Below are 17,738 nucleotides of genomic sequence, written 5' to 3' on the forward strand. Positions count from 1 at the left end.
CGAGCGGCGGGCCGCGGCCTCCGGGAGGACACGTACCGGTCCCGCCGAACCCCGTGCGGGGCGGCCGGGGCGCCACTACAGTCGACGGGGTGACCGACACCGCGACGGCCGCCCGGTCCGGGGGCGGCGACGGGCCGGAGGAGACGACCGGGGGGCGGGCGCCCGTGCACCCCTCGGTGAGCGAGGCGGGCCGGCTGATGTGCGCGGGCACCTATCTGGACCCGCGCTTCCGCGACCGGGTGATCGAGGAGCTGTACGTCCACGAGGAGCGGATCGCCGCCCCCGCGTACGGCTTCGACTCCGCCCGGGTCCTCGCCCACGCGTTACGGGCCCGCCGGTTCGGGCTCGGCTGGGCGGCGCTGCTGCTCGCCGGCTGGGCGGCCGGGACCGTGCTCAGCGGCGGGCTGCTGCCGCTGCTGCTCCTCCCCTTCCTGCTGCGGGCCCCGGCCGGCCCGTCGCCCGGCACCGGCCGGGGCGCGCCCCGGTTGCTGAGCGCGCTGCTGATGGTGGTGGCGGCCGTCGTCGGGCACTGGGTCAACCCGGCTCCGATGGACCTGCTGCTCTTCCCCCTTCTGCCGCTGCCGGAACAGCTCTCCTCCCCCGGCTACGGCGAGGAGTTGGCGGCCGTCGAGGCGGAGCCGGTGGCCGGCGACGCGGTCGGCTGGTTCCTGGCGTGTCTGCTCGCCCTCGCCGTACCGGCCGCCGTCATCGCGCTGCGGACCGGCTGGTTCGCCCGGCTCGTCCTGGACGACCTCGCGCCCGAGCTGTACACCGACCCGGAGACCGACCCCGCCGAGGCCAATCCGGGGGCCCGGTTCCGCCGGGTCCGGCGCAGGATCCGCGCCGAGCAGCACGCGCCGCTGATCCTCTTCGACCCCGACCGCCCGTTCTGCGGCGCGGGCACCCCGTACCGGCCGTGGCATCTCACCGTGGAGCTGCGCCCCCGGGACGACCTGGGCCCGGGCCGGGAGCCGGAACCGGAGCCGGTGACCAACGCGCGCATGGTGGAGCGGATCGTGCCGCTCATCGAGGAACTCCGGGTGCCCTCGCACCACGGTTCCTCCCGGGCCGAGGCGGCCGTCCTCGACCGACTGCGCGAACTGGTCGTGGACGAGTGTGTCTTCCTGCCCGTCCGGGGGCTGCCGCACCGCGAGGAGGCCCCGCTGTCGGCGGCCGCGTTCGCGCGGCACCGGGCGGACGCCATCGAGGAGGGCGGCGAGCAGCGCCGGCACTTCCTCCGGGCCCGGGTGGGCGGCTGGGACGAGAACCTGGTGGTCACCGTCTTCGTCCGGGTGCACACCCAGGGCGGGATGCTCATGCTGGAGGTGGCGCCGTACATCCTGCTGCCGCTGCCGACGCACTTCCGGGACGCCGACGCCCGCCGCCAGCTGCGCGGCAACGCCTTCGGCAAGGCGGTACGGGCGCTGGGGCGCGTACCGGCGTCCCTCGGTGACGCGATCGCCACCCTGGCCCGGGGGCTGGCGGCCGGGGTCCGGATCGCCGCCGCCGGCCACGGCGGGACGCTGCCGGAGGGGCCCGCGCTGTCGGTGCGTGAGCTGGCGGCGCAGCGGGCGGGCTCGCTGTTCCATCTCATGGACGCCCACCGGTACTTGAGGACCATCCAGGAGCGGGTGGTGAGCGGGGTCGCCCAGGCGCTGCACGAAGCGGGCTGGCACACCGAGGAGTTCGCCCGGCGCGCGGTCCATGTCGCGGAGGGCGGGGTGTACATCCAGTCGGTGAGCGCGAGTGCCTTCAGTATCGGCGGCAGCGAGGCGCGCAACAGCGTGCACGGTGCCCGGCGCGGTACCAACGGGGCGGGCGACGACCCCGACGGCTTCGGCGGCTTCGGCACGGCCGCCGGGCCGGCCATGCCGGGCGGCGCCCACATGGGCAAGGGCAGGGACAGGGGCAGGAACCGAGGCAAGGGGGAGATGGGCGATGGCGGCTGACGGCAGAGATCCGACGGTACGGCTGGGCGACATCAGCGGCAGCAGCTTCAGCATCGGCGGCAGTGGCAATCACAACACCACCACCCACACGGTGCGGCAGGACTCCGCCACACCGGAGCACACGGAACTGCTGGCAGCCGTACGGGAGTTGCGCGCCGCACTGGCGGAGCTGCCGCACTCCGGCGAGCGGACGGCGCTCGACACCGAGCTGGCCGGCGCGGCGGGCGAGCTGGAGCGAGCCGGGGCGGTCCGGCCCGGCCCGGTGGGCCGGCTCCGGGCCGCCCTGGAGCACTGGGCCCCGCTGGTGGAGACGGTGAGCGCGGCGACCGCTCTCGCCGGGCTGCTCCAGGCGTCCGGCGGCTGACCGTGGCCGCCCACTGGGACGCCCGGCGGCAGAGCTGGGTGGCGGACGACGAGGACCCGGCCGGCTCCGGTGGCTCCCCGGAGGCCGGGTACGCCCTGTACGCAGAGGACACAGCGTATGCCGCGTACGCCGGAGCGGGCGAGGACGGACCGGTGGGAGCCGCGGCCCCGGTGGCGCGGCCCGGCCTCCCGGGCCCGGACGCGCCCGCCACCGGCGCCCGGCCCGGGACCGGCCCCGTCTGGGACGGCACCGCGTGGTCCGGTGCGGCGCGCCCCGGGGCCCCGGCCGGGCGGCGGCGTCCGGTCCTGATCGCCGTACTGGTGGCGGGGGTGCTGGCGGCCGGGGCGGTGGGCGTCCGGCTGGGCTCGCGGGACACCGGCCCCGGGCCGGCCACCCCCGGGACGGCGTCCCGGAGCGGCTCCCCGGCCTCCAGCGCCTCCGCCTCCGATTCCGGCTGGCCGCCCGGCACCCGGCTCGTCCGGGACGAGGCCGGCTTCACCGTCGCGCTGCCCGACGGGTGGCAGCGGGAGCCGTTCGACACCGGTGCCACCTACCGTTCGCCCGACCGGACGGCCGTGCTCACCGTCCGCCCGCTCTCCGGGCTGTCCGTCACCCCGCAGGAACTGGTCCAGCAGACCGACCCGCAACTGCGGGCGAGCCTCGGCGGGTATGTCCGGATACGGCTGGACGGGACCCCGGGGACCTCCGGCGCGGGAGAGCTGGTCTACGAGTACGACGAGACACTGCCCCGCCAGCGCACCCGCGTCCTGGAGCGGGTGTTCACGAGCGGCGACGGCGGCGTGTGGGTGATCTTCACGGCCGGTCCTGCCAGTGACCCGAGCGCCGTGGAGGCGCGCCACCAGGCCGCCGTCGCCGGCTTCCGCCCCACCGCGTGAGCGACCCGGCCCGATGACCGATTCCTGAGCGATCCCCGCCCGACGACCGGTCCCACCCGACGACCGATCCCGCCGACGACCGGCCCGGTCCCGGGGCCGGATCCGGACCGACGACCGGTCGATCCGGCCCCGGGGAGGGTCCCGTTGCCGTCGCCCCGTCCCCCGACCGCCCCGCGCTCACTACGCTGACCCCATGGTCAATCTGACGCGCATCTACACCCGCACCGGCGACAAGGGCACCACGGCGCTCGGTGACATGAGCCGCACCGCCAAGACCGATCTCCGGATCGCCGCCTACGCGGACGCCAACGAGGCCAACGCGGCCATCGGTACCGCCGTCGCCCTCGGCGACCTCGGCGAGGACCTGGTCAAGGTCCTGATCCGGGTGCAGAACGACCTCTTCGACGTGGGCGCGGACCTCTCGACGCCCGTGGTGGAGAACCCGGAGTATCCGCCGCTGCGGGTGGAGCAGTCGTACATCGACAAGCTGGAGGCCGACTGCGACCGGTATCTGGAGGACCTGGAGAAGCTGCGCTCCTTCATCCTGCCGGGCGGCACCCCGGGCGCCGCGCTGCTGCACCAGGCGTGCACGGTGGTCCGGCGGGCCGAGCGCTCCACCTGGGCGGCCCTGGAGCAGCACGGCGAGACGATGAACGCGCTGACGGCGACGTATCTCAACCGCCTCTCCGACCTGCTGTTCATCCTCGCCCGCACCGCCAACAAGGAGGTGGGCGACATCCTCTGGGTCCCCGGCGGCGAACGCTGAGCCGACACCCCACGGCCCCCGGGCCCCGCGACCCGGCGCGGCTCGCGGCGCCCCGGCCCAGCCGCGCCCCGGCTCAGCGGCTCACCCGGGCCGGCTCGCGGTCCGCGCCGCCGGGTCCCGGGGCGGTGCCGCCGGGTGGCCGCTTCGGCCAGATGGCGTACGCCAGGGCGACCAGCCCATGGATGCCGGCCACCCGCCAGGCGGTGTGCGTCCACTGCTCCAGCGAGCCGGTGCGGCCCGGGTCGCCCACGTACCGGATGGCCAGCCAGAGCAGTCCGGTGGCGACGGCCGCGCCCAGCAGGGTGCCCAGCCAGAGGGTGGCCTCGTACCGGGCGCGGGCCATGCCGTAGCGGGGCGGCCCCGGCGGGCGCGGGGCGCCGGCCAGCCGGTGGGCGGCGTGGCCGTCGAGCCACTTCACGGTGCGGTGGCCGTGGCCCACCGTGTAGCCGATGTAGAGGGCCGCCAGGCCGTGCGCGGCGCTCGGGTCGGCGCCGTTCTTGAGGTCGATCGCCGTGGCGATCAGCAGCACGACCTCCAGAAGCGGCTCGCAGAGCAGCAGCGCGGCGCCGGTGCGGGGCATGCGCAGCAGATACCGGACGGCGAGTCCGGCCGCCAGCAGCACCCAGAAGCCGATCTCACAGCTGATGATCAGTGCCACGACCACGACGGCTCTCCCTTCTCCACTCCCCACCCCCAGCGTGGCGGCCGACCGCCGGCGGATCGTCGTCCTCGCCGGTGAACCGGGACTGCATCCTTCGATGTAGCGGGGCGCGCCCGGAACACCCCGCTCCGGTGAGGCCCGGGGCGGCCGGGGCGTATTGGATGGCGGAGTGACCCTCCCCCGCCCCCACCGCGATGATGTGCTGCTCGCCGCCGGCAGTCTGGCCCTCGGGCTGCTGCTCTGGTCGCTGGGGCTGCACACCCAGGGCGGTCGCTGGTTCTCCCAGCCCTGGCAGGCGCTGGTCCCGCTGGCACTGATGAGCGTGCTGGAAGTGGTGCGCCGCTCGTGGCCGCAGACGGCGCTGACGGCCGGGACGGTGCTGATCGTCGCGGACCAGTTCACCCAGGGCAATCTGGCCACCGTCCTGATGTTCGCGGACATCGTCTACGCGGCCGTGCTCTACGGGACTCCCGCCGCCGCCCGGCGCATCCCGGTGACCACGGCGGTGGTCACCCTCGCCGTCACGGTCGGCTTCCTGGCCTGGTTCCGGAAGCCGGACGCCCTGCTGATCGGCCTGGTCACCGGGCTGGTGTCGTTCTTCCCGGCGATCACCGGCGCGATCGTGCGCAACCACCGGGAGGCCGCCGAGACGGCCCGGCTGCGGGCGGCACAGACGGCGCTGCTGGCCGAGATGGACCGGGTGCAGGCGGTCACCGCCGAGCGGGCCCGGATGGCCCGGGAGCTGCACGACATGGTGGCCAACCATCTGTCGGCCATCGCCATCCACGCCACGGCCGCGCTCTCCCTGGAGGACCCGGCGACCACCCGGCGGGCGCTCGGGGTGATCCGGGAGAACAGCGTGGCCGGGCTGGACGAGATGCGGCGGCTGATCGGGCTGCTGCGGGACGGCACCGGGCACGAGGAACCGGCCGCCGCCCCGACGCTCGACGGGCTGGACGCCCTGGTGCGGGGGGTCGCGGCGCACGGCACGGCGAGCGGGCTGACGTACCGGCTGGAGGACCGGCGCGACCCGGCCGAGAAGCTGCCCGCGCCGGTCGGCCTGGCGGCGTACCGGCTGGTCCAGGAGTCGCTGACCAACACGCTCAAGCACGCCGGCGCCGGGGAGGTGGTGGTGAGCCTGGAGCGCACCGCCGACGCCCTCGTGGTGGCGGTCACCAGTCCGGGCGCCCACCGCTCGGGCCCCCGCGCGCCGGGGTCGGGCGCCGGTCTGGTGGGGATGCGGGAACGGGTCGCGCTGCTGGGCGGCACCTTCGAGGCGGGCCCGGTGGCGGCCGGCGACGGACCGGCGCCCGGTCCGGACCATGGCGCGGCACCCGGCGGTCCGGCACCCGGCCCGGACGGCGGCCGGGGGACCCGTACGGGCAGGGCCGCGGCGACCCGGCCGGACCCCGGCGCGGGCCCCCGCCCCGACGGGGACGCGGCCCTGGCAAGCGGCCCCGGCGGCGGCCCGGGGGACGGCTCCGGAAAGATCTGGCGGGTACGGGCGGTGTTGCCCGTACGGGACGACGGGGAGCCGGAAGCATGAGCGGGGCGACTGGTACGAGCGGGGCGACTGGTACGAGCGGGGCGGCGGCAGCGGGCACGGAGGGCGCGCGGACGGTGCGGGTGCTCGTCGCGGAGGACCAGAGCGCGGTACGCGCCGGTCTGGTGCTGATCCTGGGCAGCGCCCCGGACATCACGGTGGCCGGGGAGGCGGCGGACGGCGAGGAGGCGGTGCGGCTCGCCCGGGAACTCCGGCCGGACGTGGTGCTGATGGACGTGCAGATGCCCCGGCTGGACGGGGTGTCCGCGACCCGGCAGGTGGTGGCCGAGGGGCTGGCCGATGTCCTGGTGCTGACCACCTTCGATCTGGACGAGTACGTCTTCGGGGCGCTGCGCGCCGGGGCGGCGGGCTTTCTGCTGAAGAACGCCGAGGCGCGGGAACTGGTCGAGGCGGTGCGGACGGTGGCCCGGGGCGAGGGCCTGATCGCCCCGGCGGTGACCCGCCGGCTGATCGCGGAGTTCGCCGGGACGGCCCGGCCCCCGGCGGCGGACGCGCCCGATCCCTCGGTGCTCGACGCGCTGACCCGTCGGGAGCGCGAGGTGCTCTCCTGTCTGGGTCTCGGCCTCTCCAACGCGGGGATCGCGGAACGCCTGGACATGGCGGAGGCGACGGTGAAGACCCATGTGAGCCGGTTGCTGAGGAAGCTGGAGCTGCGCAGCCGGGTGCAAGCGGCGGTACTCGCGCAGGAGTTGGGTGTCTGACCTCCCTCGCTTCCTATGGTCTGGACCTATTGACGATTGGTCCAGACCTTCCTACGCTCACACGGCGCGCACACCCTTCCGGGGACCACCCCCACGTGTCCTTCCCCATCGTGAGGAGCACCGTTGAGCACTCAAGCACTCCCGGGCCGAGGCCCGGGCAGCGGGCGGATCAGGGCCAGAGCCACGGCCGGATTCACCGCACTGCTGCTGCCGCTGGCCGCCCTGGTCGGCCTCGCCACCCCCGCCGAGGCCGCCACGGGGGCCACCGCCACCTACACCAAGACCTCCGACTGGGGCTCCGGCTTCGGCGGCAACTGGACCGTGAAGAACACCGGCACCACCGCGCTGAGCTCCTGGACGGTGGAGTGGGACTTCCCCGCCGACACCAAGGTGACCTCCGCCTGGGACGCCACCGTCACCAACAGCGGCACCCACTGGACCGCCAAGAACCTGGGCTGGAACGGCAGCATCGCCCCCGGCGCCTCCGTCTCCTTCGGCTTCAACGGCACCGGCCCCGGCTCCCCGGCCGGCTGCAAGATCAACGGCGGCTCCTGCGACGGCGGCAGCGTCCCCGGCGACAACCCGCCCAGCGCGCCCGGCACCCCGACCGCGTCCGGTGTCACCGACACCTCGGTGAAGCTCTCCTGGAGCGCCGCCACCGACGACAACGGCGTCAAGAGCTACGACGTGCTCCGCGACGGCACCAAGGTCACCACGGTGACCGGCACGACCTACACGGACACCAAGCTCACCGCCGGCACCGACTACTCGTACGCCGTCCAGGCGCGGGACACCAAGGACCAGACGGGACCCGTCAGCGCCTCGGTCAAGGTCCGCACCACCGGCGGCGGCACCGACCCCGGCCCGGGTCCCGGCCCCGGCTCGGCGGTGAAGCTGGGCTACTTCACCAACTGGGGCGTCTACGGGCGGAACTACCACGTCAAGAACCTGGTCACCTCCGGTTCCGCCAACAAGATCACCCACATCAACTACGCCTTCGGCAATGTCACCGGCGGCAAGTGCGCCATCGGTGACTCCTACGCCGACTACGACAAGGCGTACACCGCCGACCAGTCCGTCGACGGGGTGGCCGACAACTGGGACCAGCCGCTGCGCGGCAACTTCAACCAGCTGCGCAAGCTGAAGGCGAAGTACCCGCACATCAAGGTGCTCTGGTCGTTCGGCGGCTGGACCTGGTCCGGCGGCTTCGGCCAGGCGGCGGCCAACCCGGCGGCCTTCGCCCAGTCCTGCTACGACCTGGTGGAGGACCCGCGCTGGGCCGATGTCTTCGACGGCATCGACCTGGACTGGGAGTACCCGAACGCCTGCGGTCTCACCTGTGACACCAGCGGCCCGGCGGCCCTGAAGAACCTGGTGCAGGCCGTGCGCGCCAAGTTCGGCGCCGACAACCTGGTCACCGCGGCCGTCACGGCCGACGGCTCGGACGGCGGCAAGATCGACGCGGCCGACTACGGCGGCGCCGCGCAGTACCTCGACTGGTACAACGTGATGACCTACGACTTCTTCGGCGCCTGGGCGGAGAAGGGCCCGACGGCCCCGCACTCCCCGCTCACCTCGTACCCGGGCATCCCGCAGGCGGGCTTCAACTCCGCCGACGCGATCGCCAAGTTCAAGTCCAAGGGCGTCCCGGCCAAGAAGCTGCTGCTCGGCATCGGTTTCTACGGCCGCGGCTGGACCGGGGTCACCCAGTCCGCCCCGGGCGGCACCGCCACCGGCGCGGCCAACGGCACGTACGAGAAGGGCATCGAGGACTACAAGGTCCTCAAGACCTCCTGCCCGGCCACCGGCACCATCGCCGGCACCGCCTACGCCCACTGCGGCACCAACTGGTGGAGCTACGACACCCCGGCGACCGTCACCTCCAAGATGGGCTGGGCCAAGAGCCAGGGCCTGGGCGGCGCCTTCTTCTGGGAGTTCAGCGGCGACACCGCCAACGGTGAGCTGGTGAGCGCCATCCACAGCGGCCTCGGGTAACTCCCGGACCGCCCCCGATCCCTCCCGCCGCGCGTCCATGGGCGCCCGGCCGGAGGAACGACGGAAGCCGCACCCGGCGGGGTGCGGCTTCTGTCATGTCCGTTCGTCCCTACCCGGTCTACGCGGTACGGGGCCGGTGCGGCCGGCCCGTACGGTACGAACCCGGCCGGCCAGTCGTACGTACGCGATCGGGCCGGTCACCCGTCAGGCGACATTCACTCTCTGTCCGGGCGGCGCGGCTTCCAGCCAGGCGAGGAAGCCGGTGAGGGCGTCCTCGCTCATGGCCAGCTCCACATGGGTGCCCCGGTGCAGACAGCCGAGGACCACCGAGTCGGAGAGCAGGGCCAGTTCCTCCTCGCCCTCGGGCATCCGGCGGGCCAGCACCTCGATCGCCGAGCGCTCCAGGACGCGGCGGGGGCGGGGGGCGTAGGAGAAGACCCGGAACCAGGCGATCCGGTCGCCGCCGTAGCGGGCCACGCCGTACACCCAGCCCTTGCCGGACGGCGTACCGGCCACGGAAGCGGCGGGACCGGCCGGCGGGGCGGGGACGGCGGGGGCCGGGCCGGTGTCCGCGTCGGGGGCGCCGGCGGGCTCCTCCCGGGGCGGGGCGTCCCAGCGCAGGCTGCAGTCGAAGGTACCGCCCGAGCGCTGGATCAGCCGGCGCCGCAGCCCGAAGGCGAACAGCCCGACCACCACCAGTGCGACGACCACGGCGCTCACGACCAGAGCGAGGAACATCTCCACCGACCTCCTCGCCTTGTCCCGTAACAACAGTTGTATGGCCCGGCTGGCTTCCGCATCGCCTCAGCCGCGGCTCGGTCCGAAGAGTTCCGGACCGGCCGCGGCTGAGGGGACGACGTATCGGCGCGGGGCGTCAGCGTACCGCCACCGCACGCAGCCGGACGTCCGCGCGCCGCTCGGCGGCGGCGTCCGAGTCGGCCTTGGCGCGCTCCAGGGCGCGCTCGGCGCGCTGGGCGTCGATCTCGTCGGCCAGCTCGGCGATCTCCGCCAGCAGCGACAGCTTGTTGTCCGCGAACGAGATGAAACCGCCGTGCACCGCGGCGATGACGGTGCCGCCCTCGGTCGTACGGATGGTCACCGGGCCCGACTCCAGCACACCCAGCAGCGGCTGGTGGCCGGGCATGACGCCGATGTCGCCGGAGGTGGTGCGCGCGATGACCAGGGTGGCCTCGCCGGACCAGACACTCCGGTCCGCGGCGACCAGCTCGACGTGCAGCTCAGCGGCCAAGGGTGGCTCCTCGGGTCTCCACCCGGCGGATGTGCCGGGTGTTGGGTCAATTCTAAGGGGCGTGCGGAGGGGGGCGGGACGTGTGCCCGCCCCCGTCCGTGAGTCACCGGCGGAGCCGTCCGCCGGGGGCCTCGCGGGCACCCCGGCGGAGGTCACCGGGAACGTCAGGAGACGCCGAGCTCCTTGGCGTTCTTCTTGAGGTCCTCAAGACCACCGCACATGAAGAACGCCTGCTCCGGGAAGTGGTCGTACTCGCCGTCGCAGATCGCGTTGAACGCGGCGATCGACTCGTCCAGCGGCACGTCCGAACCGTCCACACCGGTGAACTGCTTGGCGGCGTGGGTGTTCTGGGAGAGGAAGCGCTCCACGCGACGGGCACGGTGGACGACGAGCTTGTCCTCCTCGCCCAGCTCGTCGATGCCGAGGATCGCGATGATGTCCTGGAGGTCCTTGTACTTCTGGAGGATCCCCTTGACGCGGCTGGCCGCCTCGTAGTGCTCCTGGGTGATGTAGCGCGGGTCCAGGATGCGGGACGTGGAGTCCAGCGGGTCCACGGCCGGGTAGATGCCCTTCTCCGAGATCGGACGGGAGAGCACCGTCGTCGCGTCGAGGTGGGCGAAGGTGGTGGCCGGGGCCGGGTCGGTCAGGTCGTCGGCGGGGACGTAGATCGCCTGCATGGAGGTGATCGAGTGTCCGCGGGTCGAGGTGATGCGCTCCTGGAGGAGGCCCATCTCGTCCGCCAGGTTCGGCTGGTAACCCACCGCGGACGGCATGCGGCCGAGCAGGGTGGACACCTCGGAACCGGCCTGGGTGAACCGGAAGATGTTGTCGATGAAGAAGAGCACGTCCTGCTTCTGCACATCGCGGAAGTACTCCGCCATGGTCAGACCGGCGAGGGCGACCCGGAGACGGGTGCCCGGCGGCTCGTCCATCTGGCCGAAGACCAGCGCGGTCTTGTCGAGAACGCCGGCCTCCTCCATCTCGACCATGAGGTCGTTGCCCTCACGGGTGCGCTCACCGACGCCCGCGAAGACCGACACACCGTCGTGCAGCTTCGCCACACGCATGATCATTTCCTGGATCAGCACGGTCTTGCCGACACCGGCACCACCGAACAGACCGATCTTTCCACCCTTGACGTACGGGGTGAGGAGGTCGACCACCTTGAGGCCGGTCTCGAACATCTCGGTCTTGGACTCGAGCTGGTCGAAGGCCGGGGCCTTGCGGTGGATCGCCCAGCGCTCGGAGCCCGCCACGGAGGACGGCTCGTCGTTGAGCACCTGGCCGAGGGTGTTGAACACCCGGCCCTTGGTGACGTCACCGACCGGGACGGTGATGCCCGCGCCGGTGTTGCGGACCGGGGCCTGGCGGACCAGACCGTCGGTCGGCTGCATGGAGATGGTGCGGACCAGGCCGTCACCCAGGTGCTGGGCGACCTCCAGGGTCAGCGTCTTGGTCGCGCCGGGGGTCGCCGGGTCCGGGACCTCGACGGTCAGCGCGTTGTAGATGTCGGGCATCGCGTCGACGGGGAACTCCACGTCGACGACCGGGCCGATGACCCGGGCGACGCGGCCCGTGGCGGCGGCCGTCTCAACTGTCGTCGTCATTACTTGTCACTCCCCGCGGCGTCGGCGAGGGCTGCGGAGCCACCGACGATCTCGCTGATTTCCTGGGTGATTTCGGCCTGGCGGGCCGCGTTGGCAAGCCGGGAGAGCGAGTTGATCAGCTCTCCGGCGTTGTCCGTCGCCGACTTCATCGCGCGGCGGCGGGCGGCGTGCTCGGAAGCGGCGGCCTGCAGCAGCGCGTTGTAGATGCGGCTCTCGACGTACCGGGGCAGCAGGGCGTCCAGGACGTCCTCGGCCGACGGCTCGAAGTCGAACAGCGGAAGGATCTCGCCCTTGGTCCCGGACTCCTCGGCGGCCTGCTCCAGGGAGAGCGGCAGCATCCGGTTCCGCACGGGCGTCTGCGTCATCATCGACACGAACTCGGTGAAGACGATGTGCAGCTCGTCGACCCCGCCCTCGGCCGTCTCCTGGGTGATGGCCTCGATGAGCGGGGCGGCGACCTTCTTGGCGTCCGCGTAGCTCGGGCTGTCGGTGAAGCCGGTCCACGCCTCCGCGACCTTGCGCTCGCGGAAGCCGTAGTAGGCGACACCCTTGCGGCCGACGATGTACGTGTCGACCTCCTTGCCCTCGCCGCGCAGCCGCTCGGTCAGCTGGTCCGCGGCCTTGATGGCGTTGGACGAGTAACCGCCGGCCAGCCCGCGGTCGCTCGTGACGAGCAGGACCGCGGCCCGGGTCGGGTTCTCCGTCTCGGTGGTCAGCGGGTGCGAGGTGTTCGACCCGGTGGCCACCGCCGTGACCGCGCGGGTGAGCTCGGTCGCGTACGGCGTGGAGGCCGCCACCTTGCGCTGCGCCTTGACGATGCGCGAGGCGGCGATCATCTCCATCGCCTTGGTGATCTTCTTGGTCGCCGTGACGGATTTGATGCGACGCTTGTAGACCCGGAGCTGCGCTCCCATGAGTCAGGTCCCTTCCGTCGTCACTTCGAGACGTTGGCGGCGGCCGGGGCGTCCTCGGCCAGCAGCTTTCCGTCCGAGGTCTCGAACTGCTTCTTGAAGCCGGCGATGGCGTCCGCGACCGACTGGAGGGTGTCGTCGGACATCTTGCCGCCCTCGGCGATCGAGGTCATCAGGGGCTTGTGCTCCCGGTGCAGGTGCTCCAGCAGTTCGGCCTCGAACCGGCGGATGTCCTGGACCGGGACGTCGTCCATCTTGCCGGTGGTGCCGGCCCAGACGGAGACCACCTGGTTCTCGGTGGCCATCGGCTGGTACTGCTGCTGCTTCAGCAGCTCGACCATGCGCTTGCCGCGCTCCAGCGACGACTTGGAGGCCGCGTCCAGGTCGGAACCGAAGGCGGCGAACGCCTCCAGCTCGCGATACTGGGCGAGGTCCACGCGGAGCCGGCCGGAGACCTGCTTCATGGCCTTGTGCTGGGCGGAGCCACCGACACGGGAGACCGAGATACCGACGTTCAGGGCCGGACGCTGGCCGGCGTTGAACAGGTCGGACTCCAGGAAGCACTGACCGTCGGTGATGGAGATGACGTTGGTCGGGATGAACGCCGAGACGTCGTTGGCCTTGGTCTCGACGATCGGCAGACCGGTCATCGAGCCCTTGCCCATCTCGTCGGAGAGCTTGGCGCAGCGCTCCAGCAGACGGGAGTGCAGGTAGAAGACGTCACCCGGGTACGCCTCGCGGCCCGGCGGGCGGCGCAGCAGCAGGGAGACGGCGCGGTAGGCGTCGGCCTGCTTCGACAGGTCGTCGAAGACGATCAGGACGTGCTTGCCCTGGTACATCCAGTGCTGGCCGATGGCGGAGCCGGTGTAGGGCGCCAGGTACTTGAAGCCGGCCGGGTCGGACGCCGGGGCGGCGACGATGGTCGTGTACTCCAGGGCACCGGCCTCCTCCAGCGCGCCGCGCACGGACGCGATGGTGGAGCCCTTCTGGCCGATGGCGACGTAGATGCAGCGGACCTGCTTCTCCGGGTCGCCCGAGCGCCAGTTGTCGCGCTGGTTGATGATCGTGTCGACGGCCAGGGCGGTCTTGCCGGTCTGGCGGTCGCCGATGATCAGCTGGCGCTGGCCGCGGCCGATCGGGGTCATGGCGTCGACGGCCTTGTAGCCCGTCTCCATCGGCTCGTGCACCGACTTGCGCTGCATGACCGTGGGCGCCTGAAGTTCGAGGGCGCGGCGGCCCTCGGTCGCGATCTCGCCGAGGCCGTCGATCGGGTTGCCGAGCGGGTCCACGACCCGGCCCAGGTACCCCTCGCCGACGGCGACGGACAGGACCTCGCCGGTGCGGGTGACCGACTGGCCCTCCTCGATGCCGCTGAACTCACCGAGGACAATGGCACCGATCTCGCGCTCTTCGAGGTTGAGCGCGAGGCCGAGGGTGCCGTCCTCGAACTTCAGCAGCTCGTTCGCCATGGCCGAGGGCAGGCCCTCCACCTTCGCGATGCCGTCGCCGGCCAGGCTGACCGTACCGACCTCCTCGCGCGAGGCCGCGTCCGGCTTGTACGACTGGACGAAGTTCTCCAGTGCGTCCCGGATCTCCTCCGGCCGGATCGTGAGCTCCGCCATCTGGGTTCCCTGCTCTCCTTGTTGGGCCCGAAGTTTCTTTGGGGGTCCGGGGGGCGACCCCCAGGAATCTTCCGCGTGTGCACGGCCCAACCGGGCCGCTGGTGTTGCTGGTTGTACGGGGCTGGTGCGGGTGCCGCCGGGGCGGCCGGTGACGCCTGGGCGTCAGCCGGCCAGCCGGCGGGCCGCCTCGCCGAGACGGTCCGCGACGGTCCCGTCGATCACCTCGTCGCCGACCCGCACCGAGATCCCGCCGAGGACCGCGGGGTCCACGTCCAGGTTGAGGTGCATCTGGCGGCCGTAGAGCTTCGCCAGTACGGCGCCGAGGCGCTGCTTCTGCTGGTCGGTGAGCGGCACCGCGGAGGTCACCACCGCGACCATCCGGTCCCGGCGTCCGGCCGCCAGCCTGGACAGGGACTCCAGTCCCGCCTCCAGGCTACGTCCCCGCGGGTGGGTGACAAGCCGGGTGACCAGGCGCACGGTGGCCGGGTGGGCCCGGCCGCCGAGCAGACCGCGCAGCAGCTCGCCCTTGGCGGCGGCGGTGGCGGACTTGTCGGTCAGCGCGGCGCGCAGCTCGGTGCTGGAGGCGACGATCCGGCCGAACCGGAACAGCTCGTCCTCCACGTCGTCCAGGCCGCCGGTCCGCTGGGCCGCCGTGAGGTCGGCGGTGTCGGCCAGTTCCTCGGTGGCGTCCGCCAGGTCGCGCGAGCGCGACCAGCGGGAGCGGGCCATCCCGGAGACCAGGTCGACGGTCGCGCCGCCCACCTGACCGCTCAGGAGCCGCCCGGCCAGCTCGGCCTTGGCCTCGCCGGCCTGCGCCGGGTCGGTGAGGACCCGGCGCAGCGACACCTCGCGGTCGAGCAGCGCGGTGACGGCGGCCAGCTCCCCGGCGAGCTTCTCGGCGTCGACCGAGGTGCTGTCGGTCAGCGCGTCGAGGCGCTCGCGCGCGGCAGCCAGTGCCTCGCGGCTCGCTCCGTTCATCGGGCGGCTCCGGTGGGCACGGCCCGCTCCTCGAGCTCGTCGAGGAAGCGGTCGATGACGCGGCTCTGGCGGGCGTGGTCCTCCAGGGACTCGCCGACCAGCTTGCCGGCCAGGTCGGTGGCGAGCTTGCCGACGTCCTGGCGGAGCGCGGTGGCCGCGGACTTGCGGTCGGCCTCGATCTGGGCGTGGCCGGCCGCGATGATGTCCTCGCGCTGGCGCTGCCCCTCCGCCCTCATCTCCTGGATGATCGCGGTGCCCTGCTCCGTCGCCTCCTGGCGGAGACGCGCGGCCTCGTGGCGGGCCTCGGCCAGCTGAGCCTTGTACTGCTCAAGGACACTCTGGGCCTCGATCTGGGCCGACTCGGCCTTCTCGATGCCACCCTCGATGGCCTCACGGCGCTCGTCCAGAACCTTGTTGATGTTCGGGAGGAGCTTCTTGGCGAGGAAGCCGAAGACGATGACGAAGGCGATCAGGCCGATGACGAGCTCGTCGAGATGCGGGATGAGCGGGGGCTGCTCCTCCGCTGCTGCCGCAAGAAGCAGAGCGTTCACATCAGTGCCTTCCGTGGTGGTAAATGGCTGTCAGTGCGGCTTACTTGTAGACGAAGCCCATGACGATGCCGATGAGGGCGAGCGCCTCACAGAAGGCGAAACCCATGATCTGGTTGGTGCGGATCAGGCCGGCCGCCTCGGGCTGGCGGGCGAGGGCCTGGGTGCCGTTACCGAAGATGATGCCGACGCCGACGCCGGGGCCGATGGCCGCGAGGCCGTAGCCGATGGAGGCGACGTTGCCGTTGACGGCGGCGAGGGTCTCAAGAGCGGACATGCCGGTTCTTCCTTCTCTTTCAAGAACCCGGTGGGGGTTGGCCACCGGACGTCTGGGGGTGGAGTGGTGCGGGCCGGGGCGGGGCTCAGTGGTGCTCGGCGAGCGCGCCCTGGACGTAGCTGCACGCCAGGAGGACGAAGACGTACGCCTGGACGGCCTGGATGAAGAGCTCGAAGGCGGTCATCACGAGGACCATCACGAAGGAGGCGCCGGCGTAGACGATGCCGACCCCGTTGAGCAGGTACCAGGAGGCCAGGGTGAACATCACGATCAGCAGGTGGCCCGCGAACATGTTCGCGAAGAGCCGCACCGCGTGCGTGAAGGGCCGGATGATCAGGTTGGAGAAGAACTCCAGCAGCATGATCAGCGGGAGAATGGCGCCCAGGCTCTTGTCGTAGCCGAGGATGTTCTTCCAGCCGCCGGCGAAGCCGTGCTTCTTGAAGGTCAGGCCCACCCACATCACATAGACGACCAGCGCGAGACCGGCCGGGAAGGCGATCAGGGAGGTGACCGGGAACTGGGCGAGCGGGATGATGGACCAGAGGTTCATGATCCACACGAAGAAGAACAGCGAGACCATGAAGGGGACGTACTTCTCGCCGTCCTTCTTGCCGATGATCTCGTAGACGATGCCGCGGCGCACGAAGTCGTAACCGGCCTCACCGACCATCTGGAGCTTGCCGGGCACCAGCTTCGGCTTGGCGAAGGCGGCCCAGAAGAAGCCGACGATCAAGACCGAGCCGAGCAGCGCGAGCAGCATCGGCTTGTTGATCTCGAAGCCGGCGACGGTCGCGACAGGCTCGTAGATGAACGTGTGCAGGCCCGGAGCCGGGAACCCGCATTTGGTGAAGATGTGGCAGCTCGCGTCGAAGGCGAGCGTCTGGTCAGCACTCACCGCGGGCTCCTTCAGCGTGGCGCATGGGTACGGCAACCTCGTTGTGTCGTCGCGGCGCGCGGCCGCTGTTCGGCACTGGACTGGTCTTACGGATGGAGGGGCGGCGGTTCGGCGTCGAGCCTCGCGCTGGGACAGGCGTCAGCTCGGATGCCCGCGCCCGCAGTGCCGCAGTTGGCACCGGACGATAGCAGCATCTCGAACGCGCCTTTATACCGGCCCTACCTCTCACGTGGACGCCCCGGTCCTGGCGGGCCTGTCACCCTTGCCCGGCTCGGGTTCCACGTAGAGGATCTTGGCCTTCAGGTACGCCCGGGCCTGTGCGGCGACCCAGACCACGGTCACCGCGAGGAGCGAGAAGGCGAAGGCCTTGAAGTCGAACAGCGTCGTGCCCTTGAGCAAGGCCAGGACGATGAACAGCAGCAGCAGCTGAGCCGTATAGAGCATCAGCCCCATCATCTGGAACAGATGCGGGAACTGCTTGGCCGTCCGCTGGAGGACGATCAGTCCGACCCCCATGAAGACCAGCACGAGCAGCGTACCGGCGCCGGCTCCGATCGCTCCGTCGCCCCCCGCGACCGCGCCGCTCACGGCGGCGGCGACGACGCCGGCGGCGAGTGCGGGCACGGCGGTGTGCAGGAGGAGGCGGGCGTCGTTGGACGGCATGGCGGCAGCTCCGCTTACTGGTGGGGGCAGGGTGTCGTCATGGACGAGCGTAGTCCCGGTCCGAGGCAGGTCTCGGCGGCCGTGAACCGTTG

At 72.1% G+C, this 17,738-nt stretch carries 18 protein-coding genes; 7 read left to right on the forward strand and 11 right to left on the reverse strand.

What is annotated here, in order from left to right; genetic code table 11:
- Positions 1 to 89 precede the first annotated feature (89 nt).
- The 4 genes from NX801_RS00735 to NX801_RS00750 all read left to right on the forward strand — a co-directional run bounded on the left by NX801_RS00735 (position 90) and on the right by NX801_RS00750 (position 3,975).
- Complete coding sequence (locus NX801_RS00735; RefSeq protein WP_258784745.1) at positions 90 to 1,949, forward strand: hypothetical protein; 1,860 nt, start codon at positions 90 to 92, stop codon at positions 1,947 to 1,949.
- Positions 1,939 to 2,313, forward strand: coding sequence for a hypothetical protein (locus tag NX801_RS00740; protein WP_258784746.1), 375 nt, complete (start codon positions 1,939 to 1,941; stop codon positions 2,311 to 2,313). Before NX801_RS00735 ends, NX801_RS00740 begins: the two co-directional genes overlap by 11 nt.
- 2 nt (positions 2,314 to 2,315) lie before the next feature.
- A complete protein-coding gene (locus NX801_RS00745; protein ID WP_258784747.1) occupies positions 2,316 to 3,209 on the forward strand; it encodes a hypothetical protein in 894 nt (297 codons plus the stop codon).
- 193 nt (positions 3,210 to 3,402) lie between these two features.
- Positions 3,403 to 3,975 (forward strand): cob(I)yrinic acid a,c-diamide adenosyltransferase, encoded by a 573-nt coding sequence (locus NX801_RS00750; protein WP_258784748.1) that lies wholly within the window; start codon positions 3,403 to 3,405, stop codon positions 3,973 to 3,975.
- Between the two features lie 73 nt (positions 3,976 to 4,048).
- Here NX801_RS00750 and NX801_RS00755 read toward each other — a convergent pair whose 3' ends face one another.
- Entirely contained in the window at positions 4,049 to 4,639 is a 591-nt protein-coding gene (locus tag NX801_RS00755; RefSeq protein WP_258784749.1) for a hypothetical protein, read from the reverse strand.
- A 166-nt stretch (positions 4,640 to 4,805) separates the two neighbouring features.
- Here NX801_RS00755 and NX801_RS00760 point away from each other — a divergent pair, with 166 nt between their 5' ends.
- The 3 genes from NX801_RS00760 (at position 4,806) to NX801_RS00770 (ending at position 8,896) form a co-directional block, all read left to right on the forward strand.
- Positions 4,806 to 6,182 (forward strand): sensor histidine kinase, encoded by a 1,377-nt coding sequence (locus NX801_RS00760; protein WP_258784750.1) that lies wholly within the window; start codon positions 4,806 to 4,808, stop codon positions 6,180 to 6,182.
- Positions 6,179 to 6,901, forward strand: a complete 723-nt coding sequence (locus tag NX801_RS00765) for a response regulator (RefSeq protein WP_258784751.1) — start codon at positions 6,179 to 6,181, stop codon at positions 6,899 to 6,901. Before NX801_RS00760 ends, NX801_RS00765 begins: the two co-directional genes overlap by 4 nt.
- 123 nt (positions 6,902 to 7,024) lie before the next feature.
- Entirely contained in the window at positions 7,025 to 8,896 is a 1,872-nt protein-coding gene (locus tag NX801_RS00770; RefSeq protein ID WP_258784752.1) for a glycoside hydrolase family 18 chitinase, read from the forward strand.
- A 204-nt stretch (positions 8,897 to 9,100) separates the two neighbouring features.
- Here NX801_RS00770 and NX801_RS00775 read toward each other — a convergent pair whose 3' ends face one another.
- From NX801_RS00775 to NX801_RS00820, 10 genes are all read right to left on the reverse strand, one after another.
- Positions 9,101 to 9,634 (reverse strand): DUF2550 domain-containing protein, encoded by a 534-nt coding sequence (locus NX801_RS00775; protein WP_258784753.1) that lies wholly within the window; start codon positions 9,632 to 9,634, stop codon positions 9,101 to 9,103.
- Between the two features lie 136 nt (positions 9,635 to 9,770).
- Positions 9,771 to 10,145 carry a F0F1 ATP synthase subunit epsilon gene (locus tag NX801_RS00780; RefSeq protein ID WP_258784754.1) on the reverse strand — a complete coding sequence of 125 codons (375 nt, stop codon included), beginning with the start codon at positions 10,143 to 10,145 and terminating at the stop codon, positions 9,771 to 9,773.
- 164 nt (positions 10,146 to 10,309) lie between these two features.
- Positions 10,310 to 11,752, reverse strand: a complete 1,443-nt coding sequence (gene atpD / locus NX801_RS00785) for a F0F1 ATP synthase subunit beta (protein ID WP_258784755.1) — start codon at positions 11,750 to 11,752, stop codon at positions 10,310 to 10,312.
- Positions 11,752 to 12,666, reverse strand: coding sequence for a F0F1 ATP synthase subunit gamma (locus NX801_RS00790; protein WP_258784756.1), 915 nt, complete (start codon positions 12,664 to 12,666; stop codon positions 11,752 to 11,754). The genes atpD and NX801_RS00790 overlap by 1 nt, the downstream gene beginning before the upstream one ends.
- Before the next feature lie 20 nt (positions 12,667 to 12,686).
- A complete protein-coding gene (gene atpA, locus NX801_RS00795; protein WP_258784757.1) occupies positions 12,687 to 14,285 on the reverse strand; it encodes a F0F1 ATP synthase subunit alpha in 1,599 nt (532 codons plus the stop codon).
- 162 nt (positions 14,286 to 14,447) lie between these two features.
- The gene (locus NX801_RS00800) at positions 14,448 to 15,263 is read right to left on the reverse strand and encodes a F0F1 ATP synthase subunit delta (protein ID WP_258784758.1); all 816 of its coding nucleotides are present in this window, start codon (positions 15,261 to 15,263) and stop codon (positions 14,448 to 14,450) included.
- Positions 15,260 to 15,814, reverse strand: a complete 555-nt coding sequence (locus NX801_RS00805) for a F0F1 ATP synthase subunit B (RefSeq protein ID WP_258784759.1) — start codon at positions 15,812 to 15,814, stop codon at positions 15,260 to 15,262. The genes NX801_RS00800 and NX801_RS00805 overlap by 4 nt, the downstream gene beginning before the upstream one ends.
- A gap of 40 nt (positions 15,815 to 15,854) precedes the next feature.
- Positions 15,855 to 16,088, reverse strand: a complete 234-nt coding sequence (gene atpE / locus NX801_RS00810) for an ATP synthase F0 subunit C (RefSeq protein WP_010474382.1) — start codon at positions 16,086 to 16,088, stop codon at positions 15,855 to 15,857.
- A gap of 85 nt (positions 16,089 to 16,173) precedes the next feature.
- Positions 16,174 to 16,983, reverse strand: a complete 810-nt coding sequence (atpB, locus tag NX801_RS00815) for a F0F1 ATP synthase subunit A (RefSeq protein WP_258784760.1) — start codon at positions 16,981 to 16,983, stop codon at positions 16,174 to 16,176.
- 225 nt (positions 16,984 to 17,208) lie between these two features.
- The gene (locus tag NX801_RS00820; protein ID WP_258784761.1) at positions 17,209 to 17,646 is read right to left on the reverse strand and encodes a Cg1360 family ATP-synthase-associated protein; all 438 of its coding nucleotides are present in this window, start codon (positions 17,644 to 17,646) and stop codon (positions 17,209 to 17,211) included.
- Positions 17,647 to 17,738: the final 92 nt, after the last annotated feature.

Source organism: Streptomyces pyxinae (assembly GCF_024756275.1).
In the GTDB taxonomy this organism is placed as follows: Bacteria; Actinomycetota; Actinomycetes; order Streptomycetales; family Streptomycetaceae; genus Streptomyces; species Streptomyces pyxinae.

What these genes read in the sequence shown, in the direction of transcription:
- NX801_RS00740 (WP_258784746.1), top strand. Translation starts at nt 1,939, where the DNA reads ATGGCGGCTGACGGCAGAGATCCGACGGTACGGCTGGGCGACATCAGC.
- NX801_RS00750 (WP_258784748.1), top strand. Translation starts at nt 3,403, where the DNA reads ATGGTCAATCTGACGCGCATCTACACCCGCACCGGCGACAAGGGCACC.
- NX801_RS00765 (WP_258784751.1), top strand. Translation starts at nt 6,179, where the DNA reads ATGAGCGGGGCGACTGGTACGAGCGGGGCGACTGGTACGAGCGGGGCG.
- NX801_RS00775 (WP_258784753.1), bottom strand. Translation starts at nt 9,634, where the DNA reads ATGTTCCTCGCTCTGGTCGTGAGCGCCGTGGTCGTCGCACTGGTGGTG.
- atpD (WP_258784755.1), bottom strand. Translation starts at nt 11,752, where the DNA reads ATGACGACGACAGTTGAGACGGCCGCCGCCACGGGCCGCGTCGCCCGG.
- NX801_RS00790 (WP_258784756.1), bottom strand. Translation starts at nt 12,666, where the DNA reads ATGGGAGCGCAGCTCCGGGTCTACAAGCGTCGCATCAAATCCGTCACG.
- atpA (WP_258784757.1), bottom strand. Translation starts at nt 14,285, where the DNA reads ATGGCGGAGCTCACGATCCGGCCGGAGGAGATCCGGGACGCACTGGAG.
- NX801_RS00800 (WP_258784758.1), bottom strand. Translation starts at nt 15,263, where the DNA reads ATGAACGGAGCGAGCCGCGAGGCACTGGCTGCCGCGCGCGAGCGCCTC.
- atpE (WP_010474382.1), bottom strand. Translation starts at nt 16,088, where the DNA reads ATGTCCGCTCTTGAGACCCTCGCCGCCGTCAACGGCAACGTCGCCTCC.
- NX801_RS00820 (WP_258784761.1), bottom strand. Translation starts at nt 17,646, where the DNA reads ATGCCGTCCAACGACGCCCGCCTCCTCCTGCACACCGCCGTGCCCGCA.